The organism is Alteromonas sp. AO-Serp (genome assembly GCF_017849675.1).
GTDB classification, from domain to species: Bacteria; Pseudomonadota; Gammaproteobacteria; order Enterobacterales; family Alteromonadaceae; genus Alteromonas; species Alteromonas macleodii.
This window is the reverse complement of sequence record NZ_JAFLMX010000284.1, coordinates 40112-51237: the sequence shown is the minus strand read 5'-3', so window position 1 is coordinate 51237 and position 11126 is coordinate 40112. Positions and strand designations below refer to the sequence as shown.

Below are 11126 nucleotides of genomic sequence, written 5' to 3'. Positions count from 1 at the left end.
GCTTTTTTGATCTCGGCGGTTGAAAAACACAGGCACACGCTAACGTGCCCCTGCGGCTGCGCCGCGCGTTGCAATCCCGGGTCGAGGCACCATCATTTAAGCCCTTGCAGAAATGCGAGGGCTTTTTTGATCACGGCGGTTGAAAAAACACAGGCACACGCTAACGTGCCCCTGCGGCTGCGCCGCTAGTTGCAATCCCGGGTCGAGGCACCATCATTTAAGCCCTTGCAGAAATGCGGGGCTTTTTTGTTTCCGCTTTATGTCTTTTCTAGCGCTAATCGCAGACCTAGTCCAACAGGCGCTAAGACATCTGTAGCAAACTTAAAAATTCTTGAAGCGAAGACACATGGAATTGTGCCTTGGGTGACTTTTTAACGCCTGGTCGAAGTATCTGAACCGTTTTCATACCTAAACTATTACCCGCACTAATTTCTGACTCCTCACTGTCTCCAATAACCCATACCTCACTCGGAGCTGTATTATATTTTTTGGCTATGATGTCGAAGTAGAATGCTTTGCCTTTTCTAGGCGGGTTACCTGGGTCATCGTAGTAAATGTCTTCAAAAGCACCTTCAACGCCCAATTGGCGAATTTTCGAATGTTGAAATTTTTGGAATCCAGAAGTTACAAGTAGCTTCACCCCTTCAAACGCATGAACTAAATGAGTGTCTTCATAGCCTTCAATAGGGTGCGCAATACTCAACTGCGAAAAGTACGCATAACTCGCAGATTTTGAATGCTTAGAGAACTTATATTTTTCAACAATATAGTCCAAAGGTTTACGCCAAAAATCCAGACGCATTTCTTGTCTCATAGAGGGAGTTAAATCGTTACTCTTATCTGACTCGATGACATCGAATAGAGGTAGCAATATGTCTTCACCTACACTATTGCCCGGTGCTAAGCAGTTATCGAAATCAAAAATAATTAATGGCATGTATGGATAAATTACTAGGGAGTGGTGTGCACCATAGTCGCACATGAATGTTTCGATTTCAGAAAGAGCAACCTGCATAGTCGCGTACTTGTCGCATAGTGGAATTACGCCAAATACTCTGAAAACAAGCCTGATAAGAACTAGTTTGCGCTTTTTAGACGCAGTTAAAGCCAAAAAACGCTTTTTTAATAAAAAACTTATGCATGTTCTTGCCTACTTTTCAAAATGGGTACTACGCTTACTTCATATGTAAAAACGCAGCGAAATATAACGTTGTTACTTTTTAAAAGAGGTAACGCGCCATTGCTCTGTGTTTTAAAGAGATAGTTTTTGGCTTAACACCTGTGATTTTAAGCGGAGTGAGAAACTTCGAACTGTTAATAATGATAGGAAGCTAGCTGCTTCGTTCAACTGCCTTGTCTGAAAGAAGCAACCGGCAGTTGAATGTTCAGGGTGAAACTAAGCCGCGCGTAATTCTCAAGGAGAGTTTTTTGTCAGCTAACAACACATCTTCAAATCAGCAGAGCGTAGTAAACACCATATTTGCTATTTCAGGTATTGGAGTTATCGCTTCGTGGGTGCTCTACTTTTCAGTATCGGCGTTAGCCGCTCTCGCTGTGCTAACCGGCGCAGTGGTGATTTGTGCCCTTATTCACTCAAAAAATAACAGCGAAAGCGACGAGATATACCCGACAGAGAATAGTGCTGCGGATATGGCGACAAGCAGAAATACTGATATTGAGAAAGCCAGTGAGGGGTTAAGTGTTTCACTTGGCACTTGTGACGCCAATTTATCGGACATCAAATCGACGCAGGATGACGCAGTAGAAACCTTGTCTCACGCCTTTAGCAGTTTGAAATCACTAGTTTCTCAACAAATTGAGTGTATTGAAGATCTGTTAAGTGTGGACGAAGCGCATACGCAGTCTTACTCCGACCGAATGCGCAATTTCGCCCGCGAAACCGATGGAACACTAACGCAATTCATTGATTCTACAGAACAGATGTCGTCGTCGACAAAGCACTTAATGGAGCAAGTGCAAACCATTCAACAGGCCATGCCTACGGTAATTGAAGCACTGAGTGGTATTGATGACATCGCTGCACAAACTAATTTACTTGCTTTGAATGCGGCTATAGAGGCGGCGCGAGCAGGTGAGGCTGGTCGTGGCTTCGCTGTTGTTGCTGATGAAGTCAGGGCGCTCTCAACTCGCTCCACTCAGTTTAGTGATGTGATTAAAACCCAGGTCGAGAACATAAGAAGTCTGGTAGATAAGCTCACAGACACCGCTGAATTTGTAGCGTCGCAGGATATTTCTCAGGTGGTTAATGCTAAATCACATATCAGTGAGCAGTTGTCTGAGATTATCAAGAAAGCAGAGGCTGACCTTGTAACCACAAAACAGATTGAAGACATTGGCTCTCAGCTTGACGAGTCGATAAATGCGGCCATTCGGGGTATGCAGTTTGGCGATATCAACGGCCAACACATTCAGTATACCCAAGATATGATCAAGTTCATTTTAGAGCAGTTGGCGACGTTAGATGCCAACAATATCGAGCGTTTCGTCAGTGCATTAAACGAGTACCAAAAAGGACTCGCTGCGAAAGGGAAAAATGACCACAACCCTGTGTCTGCAACATCTATGGACGCTGGGGAAGTCGAATTGTTCTAGCTAAGCAAGGAACAGGAAGCACAGTCAGTAATGACCTACTTTGGAGAAGTGAGCATATGAGCAAACACATTCTAGTTGTTGACGATTCAGTATCCATTCGTCAGATGGTAGAAATGACCCTAAAAGGTGCGGGCTATACCGTTACGACAGCCCAAGACGGGCAAGATGCATTAGATAAATGCAAAAGTCAGCAATTTAATTTTGTTTTAACCGATCAGAATATGCCACGAATGGATGGCCTTACGCTTATAAAAAATTTGCGCGGTTTGGGGACTTACAGCAGAACGCCTGTTGTTATGCTTACTACAGAAGCAGGCGACGATATGAAAGCAAAAGGTAAAGCCGCTGGTGCCACAGGCTGGATGGTAAAGCCTTTCGATCCAAACAAGCTTCTTGATGTAACGAAGCGCGTGCTGGGCTAAATCGCCCACCCACTCCTAAAATCTGGAAGGATTCGGAATGAGCATCGATATAGAACAGTTTCATGGCGTGTTTTTCGACGAGAGCGATGAGCATCTCGACGATATGGAACAGCTATTGATGAGTTTAGATGTTGAATCCCCTGATCCTGAAGAGCTAAATAGCATTTTTCGCGCTGCCCATTCGATTAAAGGTGGCAGCGGTATTTTCGGTTTTGATGCGTTGATGAATTTAACGCATGTGATGGAAAACTTGTTAGATAAAGCCCGCAACAATGAGCTTAGTGTTACCGCTGACATTGTAAATGTGCTTTTAGAAACTCTCGATGTTTTAAAAGACACGCTTAACGCCTACCGGGATGAGACCCCCGTACCAGAAGACAGTATTGCCGAGCGCATTAAAATTCTAAATGGCGTAATCAACGGTCAATCTACAGACGCAGCCTCAGGCGATGGTGACGATGCTTCAGAAGTAAGCGTGAATGCGCAAAACGAAAGCGCTCAGGACGACAGCTTTGGTTTCTTTGACGATGAGCCTAATAGTGCTATTGAAGCCGCTGATGACAGTTTTGGTTTTTTCGACGACGAGCCAGTTAACGAAGCGCTCTCTCACGGCGACAACACTGAAAGTGAGAATAATGACGATGACGGCTTTGGCTTCTTCGATGATGAAATATCGAATAATACAGTCGACGCACAAACTGAAACGACTAAAGCCGAAACAGCTGAAGTAGAGCAGGGTTTCGGTTTTTTCGAAGACGCACCGTCAGCTACCAATATCAATACTTCCCTAGAAATTGCGAGTAGTAATAACGCACAAAGCGCGAGTACTCAATTAAATACAGCAACAACATCTAACAATGATAAAGCGCCAACAAGTGGCGTTGCTCCCACGACAACACAAGCCAAAACGCCACCAAAACCGCCAGCGAAAAAGAGCGCCGCCCGTGAATCGGCCTCTATTCGTGTAGACACCACTAAAATTGATGCCATGGTTAACTTAGTCGGAGAGCTGGTTATTACCCAGTCTATGCTGTCTATGATAGGGCAAGACGTTGAAGGGCAAGTTGGCGAGCGGCTGCAGCTAGCTATTGACGAGCTGCAGCGAAACACCCGGGAAATTCAAGAATCAGTGATGTCTATGCGCATGCTCCCGCTAACCGCAACCTTTAATCGTTTTCCGCGTTTAGTAAGAGATTTGGCTGGTAAGTTAGGTAAGCAGGTAGAACTGGTACTCCAGGGAGGCAGCACGGAAATTGATAAAAGTTTAATTGAAAAGATTGTCGACCCCCTTACCCATCTGGTTCGCAACAGCATCGATCACGGCATAGAAATGCCCGACAAACGCGTCGCTGCTGGCAAGCCAGAAAAAGGCACGGTTATTCTAAGTGCCGAGCAGAAAGGCGGTAGCATTATTATCAGCATTATTGATGATGGCGGTGGTCTTCACCGCGACAAAATTCTCGATAAAGCGCGAAGTAACGGGCTCACCGTATCTGATGACATGCCTGATTCAGAAGTATGGCAACTTATATTCCAACCTGGGTTTTCAACTGCCGAAGCCATTACCGATGTATCGGGAAGAGGGGTAGGTATGGATGTGGTGCGCCGCAATATCGAATCGATAGGCGGTCGTATCGATATCGAGTCTAGTGCCGGTGAAGGTTCAGCGTTTTTCATTCACCTGCCGCTCACGCTAGCCATAGTTGATGGCATGTGTGTGTCCGTGGGTAAGCAAATCTTCGTGATCCCACTTTTAAATATTATTGAATCCTTCCAGCCTACTAAGCAGCAGCTGAAGACCTTGGGCAACGACACCGTTCTCTATATACGAGATCAATACTGGCCTTTGGTGCCCCTCTACGACTTCATGGAAGTAGAGGATGCCGCGCTTTCTCCCACAGAAGGCATTGTGGTGTTGCTTGAAAGCAGTAAAAAACGCTTTGGTGTTTTGGTTGATGCGCTCGTCGGCCAGCAGCAGGTGGTGATTAAAAGCTTAGAAGAGCATTACCGTAAGGTGGCTGGAATAGCGGGGGCAACCATTATGGGCGACGGAAAAGTCGCACTTATTATCGATGCAGACTCCATTGCTACAACGTATACCTCCAGTCAAATAGAGGAGTTACTTTCATGAGTGAAACTGCCTTGCATCAAGCGGTTACCGGCGGACAGGACAAAGAATATTTAAGTTTTGTGCTTGGCGATGAGCATTACGCCTTGGACATCACCACAGTAAAAGAAATTAGAGGGTACGAACAAGTCACTAAGATTGCGAATGCGCCAGCCTTCATAAAAGGCGTGATTAATTTGCGTGGTGACATCGTTCCTATCGTGGACTTGCGCATTAAGTTTAACGTAGGCGAGGCCACATATAACGACTTCACAATAGTGATAATGCTGAATATTCAAGAGCGTATTGTTGGCATCGTGGTAGATGGTGTATCCGATGTTATTCGCTTGTCTGAAGAACAAGTGCTTCCGCCACCAGAGTTTGGCGTAGCTTTTGACAGCAGGTATCTACACGGTTTAGCTGATGTAGATGAAAACATGGTCATTCTGGTGAATATAGAAAGCTTAATAACCAGCGAAGAGCTGGGTTTAGTCGCACCTGAGAGCGTAAAAGACGACGCGTAGTTACAAGGTCCTTCACTAAACGGAAACACCTGACATTGGGAAATATTAGTTATGGGCGTATTTAATTTTCTGAACGGCGAAGAGTTAAAAATAGCGAAGCACGACTCGCTATTGAAGTCGAATATTCTAAAGGCCAGTGCCTCAAACTTGTTGGTTATCGACAAGTCGGGGGTTATTCACTACCACACTCCCGCATTCCTGCGAATGACAAAGGCCTACCCTAAGGACTTTACTGTCAACGATGGCGAGTCTTCACTATCAGGAAAGCACATAGACGACATTGCAAATGGGGCAAGCTCTTCAGAAAACCTGTCCTATTTACTTACCCATACTTCCGGCGATAAGCACCTCGTTTCTCTTGCTGAGCACGGCTTTTGTGTAAGTGCATCTACAATAACGATAGACGAGAATGGCACTCAGCTTTATGTCACCGAGTGGCAGGACAACACTGAAAATAAACGCAACAAAGGTATGGTCGATGCCATTATGCGAAGCCAGGCGGTGATATCGTTTACGACAGACGGAGAAATCTTGTCGGCCAACGATAACTTTTTATCCGCAATGGGTTATAGCGAAAGTGAGGTGGTGGGAAAGCACCATCGCATTTTTGTCGACAGTGATTACGCTCAAAGCGAAGAATATCAGCAGTTTTGGAAAAAACTAAAAAGCGGCGACGTACACAGCGGCGAGTTTTGCAGAATTAACAAGCAAGGCGAAGAGGTGTGGATCCAAGCGACCTACAACCCAGTATTTGATGACAACGGTGACGTAGATTACATCATCAAGTTTGCCTCTGATATTACAGCGCAAAAACAAAGAAATGCCGATTACGAAGGACAGATTACTGCCATTAATAAGTCACAGGCCGTTATTGAGTTCGATCTAGAAGGTAATATTCTTAACGCCAACGAAAACTTCCTCGCCGCAATGGGTTACAGCCTTTCTGAAATTAAAGGGCAGCATCACAGCATGTTTGTTGACCCAAGCTATAAGTTAAGCGCTGAATATGCTGCTTTTTGGCAAAGCTTAAAAGCCGGAGAGCACAGTGAGGGTGAATATAAACGCATTGCAAAAGGTGGCAGGGAAATATGGATCCGCGCATCGTACAACCCCATTTTCGATAGCTCGGGTAAGCCATTTAAAGTCGTTAAATTTGCCACCGATGTAACGCAAGACAAGTTAAAAAATGCGTATTTCGAAGGACAAATTAACGCTATCAGTAAATCTCAGGCTGTGATCGAGTTTGATGTCGACGGCACTATCATTACTGCTAACGACAACTTCCTTAACACCATGGGCTACCGACTAGACGAAATCAAAGGTAAACATCACCAACTATTTGTAGATGAAGAAACCAGGCAGTCAGAGTCGTACCAGCGTTTTTGGTCTGAACTTAAAGAAGGTAATTTCTTCTCAGGAGAATTTAAGCGCGTAAGCAAAGCAGGAAAAGCCGTTTGGATCCAAGCTTCTTACAACCCTATAGAAGACATGAATGGCAACCCGTTTAGGGTGGTCAAATACGCGACTAACATTACCGAAGAGAAGTTGAAAAACGCCTACTTTGAAGGTCAGTTAAATGCCATTAGCAAGTCACAGGCTGTCATTGAGTTTGACCTTGAGGGGGTAATTTTAAACGCAAACAGCAACTTCTTAGCCGCGATGGGATATACCCTAGATGAAGTGAAAGGAAAGCATCACAGTATTTTTGTGGACCCTGCTTTCAAAAACAGCCCTGAATACGCAGCATTCTGGGAGCAATTGCGCCAAGGCGTTTATGCTAGCGGAGAATACAAGCGTTTCAACAAGTCAGGAAAACCAGTTTACATCCAAGCCTCTTACAACCCAATCCTAGACCAAAACGGCACGCCGTTTAGAGTCGTGAAATATGCCACGGACGTAACAGGAAGAACCTTAGCGGTAGAAAGTATTAAGTCTATTATGGCAAGTCTGACAGACGGTGATTTACTGAAAACGATAGAAGAGCCATTAGAAGGTGACTTTAAGGTGCTTGGCGAATCTATTAATCACTTTATTGGTGAACTGCGCGACACCATAGTGAAAATTCACACCGCTGTGGAAACCATCGATACGGCTTCAAATGAAATCGCCACCGGCAACGCCGATTTGTCTAGTCGTACCGAGCAGCAAGCGTCTAGCCTAGAAGAAACAGCGTCAGCCATGGAAGAGTTAACGGGCACAGTGAAGCTGAACGCAGAGAATGCCGATCAAGCAAAAGGCTTGGCAAGCCAGGCATCAGAAGTAGCATCAGAGGGCGGAAAGGTCATTGAACAAGTAGTGCATACCATGGGTGAAATTAACGACTCTGCCCAGCGTATATCTGACATCATCGGCGTTATTGATGGCATTGCTTTCCAAACTAACATACTCGCACTGAACGCAGCAGTTGAAGCTGCAAGAGCGGGCGAGCAAGGTCGCGGGTTTGCCGTTGTTGCCTCTGAGGTGAGAACGCTAGCGCAGCGTTCTGCCGAGGCGGCAAAAGACATAAAGGCGCTAATTTCTGCGTCAGTCGATAAAATTGGTGATGGCAACGTGTTGGTAAATAAGTCTGGGGAAACCATGGCCAACATCGTCACTGCAATTAAACGCGTTAACGACATTATGTCTGAAATTGCAGCGGCATCGTCTGAGCAAGCCACCGGAATACAGGAAGTGAGCAATGCGGTGGTGCAAATGGACGAAATGACTCAGCAAAATGCTGCGTTAGTTGAACAAGCAGCAGCGGCTGCAGACAGTATGAGACAGCAATCGGGTGAACTAGCCCAACGGGTGTCTGTGTTCAAAGTGGGAAGTAGTCGCAAGCCCACTCAGAATGCTGACATTCAGTCGCTAAACGGCAGCAAAGCATTACCTAAAGAGCGTGAAGTGCCCAAGCAGCGAATGAAAGCGCTGAACCCAGCGGCACCTGATGCGTCGGATTGGGAGGCGTTTTAGTGTATGACCGCTCTACAAAGCACGGATGCGCAAAGGGAATTTCCATATAGCCGAAGAGATTTTGAACGGGTTAAAAGCCTGCTGTTCAAACAAGCCGGAATTAACTTAGCTGATTCAAAAGATGCGATGGTATACAGCCGCCTTGCCAGGCGGCTGCGTGCACTAGAGATACACAGCTTTAAAGAGTACTTAGCGTATGTAGGAAGCTGTAAAGATGAAATGGAACACTTCATTAATGCGCTCACCACTAACCTCACGGCATTTTTCAGAGAGCCACATCACTTTGACGCACTTGCCAATTACCTGACAAAGCGACCTCAAACCAAGCGTATCTGGTGTGCCGCAAGCAGCACTGGCGAAGAGCCTTATAGTATTGCAATGACAGTGGCGTCGGTGTTTGGCACCTTTACCCCCAATGTACAAATACTTGCCACTGATATCGACAGTAAAGTACTGCAAAAGGCTCGGGAAGGTGTGTATGCCCAAAACAGTATCAGCCAGCTCTCTTACGATTATAAAACGCAATTTTTCTATAGGGGAAAAGGCGCACAAACCGGAAGAGTAAGAGTAGTGGATGAGCTGAGAAAAATGGTGCAGTTCGAACCACTAAATTTGATGTCGCCAAACTGGTGTGTAGATGCGCCAGTGGACGTGATTTTTTGCCGTAACGTCATGATTTATTTCGATCGACCCACGCAGCGCAAAATTTTAGCGCGCATGGTTAAATTGATGTGCAATGACGGGATGTATGTCGCAGGGCACTCTGAGAACTTCACGATGTATCCTGAGCTGGTCGCTCCCATGGGGAAAACCATTTATCGGCCAGTCGTTTAAAAGGAATTTGCAGTATGAGTCAGGACGAAAACCCCATTCGATACTTTGATAACCGCCTTCAAAAAGAAGCCGTTAAACTTTTGCCGGGTCAGTATTATGCCACTGCTTCAGACAAAGCGCTGGTAACCATTCTTGGTTCTTGCGTAGCAGCGTGTATTTTCGATCAAGAAAAGAAGATTGGTGGTATGAATCACTTTATGTTGCCTGACCTCAACTTCACCACCAATCTCGACGCTTGCCTAGCCACAAAGTACGGTGTACACGCCATGAACATGTTAATTGATCAGCTTGTACACCTTGGCGCACGGCGAAATAAGTTGATGGCTAAAGCATTCGGAGGAGGAAAGGTGCTTCCTGGGTTTGTGCAGCAAGACATTGGACGAGTAAACGCTGAATTTGTCTTGGAGTATTTGGATGACGCGAACATACCGTTAATAAGTAGTGATTTAATGTCCACTTATGCTCGCAAAATTTATTACTTTCCTGCCGACGGTAATGTTTATATGAAGCGTATTCGCGAGTTTAACAATGCTACCCTCTACGAGCGCGAATCTACCCACCGGGTTCTACTTTCTGAACAAGCTAAGACGGGTGTAATTTCATTTTCGGAACAGTCACATGCCTATAAAAGTCCTCGTAGTTGATGACTCTGCGTTAATCCGCCAAATTCTTTCAGAAATAGTAACCCGTGATCCAGGTTTAACGCTTGTGGGTGCGGCGCCGGATGCTTATGCGGCGAAGCGAATGGTGCAAGAGTTCAGGCCAGACGTTATTACTCTGGACATTGAAATGCCGAAGGTAGACGGGTTACGTTTTTTAGAAGTAATGATGAAGGCGATGCCGACTCCAGTTGTGATGATATCTACGCTGACTGAAAGAGGTGCCGACGCAACACTGCGTGCGCTCGAACTAGGCGCTGTGGATTTTATGGCAAAGCCAAAGCTCGGCGTAGCGCAAGGTATGGCTGAATACGCGGCGGTTATTGTTGAAAAGATAAAAGCAGCAGCGCATTCGAGGTTAGGCCAACCAACGCAAACACGCTGCACAAAACATGCTTCTATGCGCTACACAGGAACCGAAAAGTTAATTGGTATAGGCGCATCAACTGGGGGGACTGAAGCAATAAAAGACGTTATTATGCATTTTCCCCGCAATGCACCGGCCACCATTATTTCCCAACACATGCCTCCAGGGTTCACAACCACCTACGCCAAGCGGCTCGATAGCCTTTGTGAAATAACCGTGAGAGAAGCGCACGGAGGGGAGCGTTTATTGCCTGGATTTGCGTACTTGGCACCAGGTAATAAACATTTAAAAGTAGAGCGTAGCGGCGCTGACTATCGTTTAACCCTTGATGATGGCCCCAAGGTATCGGGACACAAGCCCTCTGTTGATGTGATGTTTGACTCGCTGGCTGAGCATGCTGGCGCAAACGCGGTGGGTGTGCTGCTTACAGGCATGGGACGGGATGGAGCAAAAGGCCTTAAGAGTATGCACACAAAAGGCTCTGTTACGTTTTGTCAGGATGAAAAAACCTGCGTTGTTTACGGTATGCCTAAAGTGGCTGTAGAAATGAAAGCCGCGAGTTTTATCAAGCCGTTAGAAGATATCTCAGATGCAATTCTAGATACGCTTGAAGCATTGGGCGCGGGCTCGCGCCTTTAATCTTAATGC

General features: G+C 45.9%; 9 protein-coding genes. 8 read left to right on the top strand and 1 reads right to left on the bottom strand.

Annotated features, from left to right (window positions below; genetic code table 11):
• Positions 1-301 precede the first annotated feature (301 nt).
• Entirely contained in the window at positions 302-1015 is a 714-nt protein-coding gene (locus QVA83_RS18725; RefSeq protein ID WP_231515012.1) for an HAD family hydrolase, read from the bottom strand.
• 635 nt (positions 1016-1650) lie between these two features.
• On the opposite strand from QVA83_RS18725, the gene QVA83_RS18720 reads away from it, so the two are divergent.
• The 8 genes from QVA83_RS18720 to QVA83_RS18685 are packed head-to-tail and all read left to right on the top strand — an operon-like array spanning position 1651 to position 11117.
• Positions 1651-2613 (top strand): methyl-accepting chemotaxis protein, encoded by a 963-nt coding sequence (locus QVA83_RS18720; protein WP_416022892.1) that lies wholly within the window; start codon positions 1651-1653, stop codon positions 2611-2613.
• 56 nt (positions 2614-2669) lie between these two features.
• On the top strand, positions 2670-3035 hold the full coding sequence (locus QVA83_RS18715; protein ID WP_014947933.1) for a response regulator: 366 nt from the start codon (positions 2670-2672) through the stop codon (positions 3033-3035).
• Between the two features lie 37 nt (positions 3036-3072).
• Positions 3073-5166, top strand: coding sequence for a chemotaxis protein CheW (locus QVA83_RS18710; protein WP_156077780.1), 2094 nt, complete (start codon positions 3073-3075; stop codon positions 5164-5166).
• Positions 5163-5666, top strand: coding sequence for a chemotaxis protein CheW (locus tag QVA83_RS18705; protein ID WP_014947935.1), 504 nt, complete (start codon positions 5163-5165; stop codon positions 5664-5666). Before QVA83_RS18710 ends, QVA83_RS18705 begins: the two co-directional genes overlap by 4 nt.
• Before the next feature lie 51 nt (positions 5667-5717).
• Positions 5718-8618 (top strand): methyl-accepting chemotaxis protein, encoded by a 2901-nt coding sequence (locus QVA83_RS18700; protein ID WP_131138181.1) that lies wholly within the window; start codon positions 5718-5720, stop codon positions 8616-8618.
• 3 nt (positions 8619-8621) lie between these two features.
• Complete coding sequence (locus QVA83_RS18695) at positions 8622-9452, top strand: CheR family methyltransferase (RefSeq protein ID WP_014947937.1); 831 nt, start codon at positions 8622-8624, stop codon at positions 9450-9452.
• 14 nt (positions 9453-9466) lie between these two features.
• Entirely contained in the window at positions 9467-10096 is a 630-nt protein-coding gene (gene cheD, locus QVA83_RS18690; RefSeq protein ID WP_014947938.1) for a chemoreceptor glutamine deamidase CheD, read from the top strand.
• A complete protein-coding gene (locus tag QVA83_RS18685) occupies positions 10071-11117 on the top strand; it encodes a protein-glutamate methylesterase/protein-glutamine glutaminase (protein ID WP_014947939.1) in 1047 nt (348 codons plus the stop codon). The genes cheD and QVA83_RS18685 overlap by 26 nt, the downstream gene beginning before the upstream one ends.
• Positions 11118-11126 lie beyond the last annotated feature (9 nt).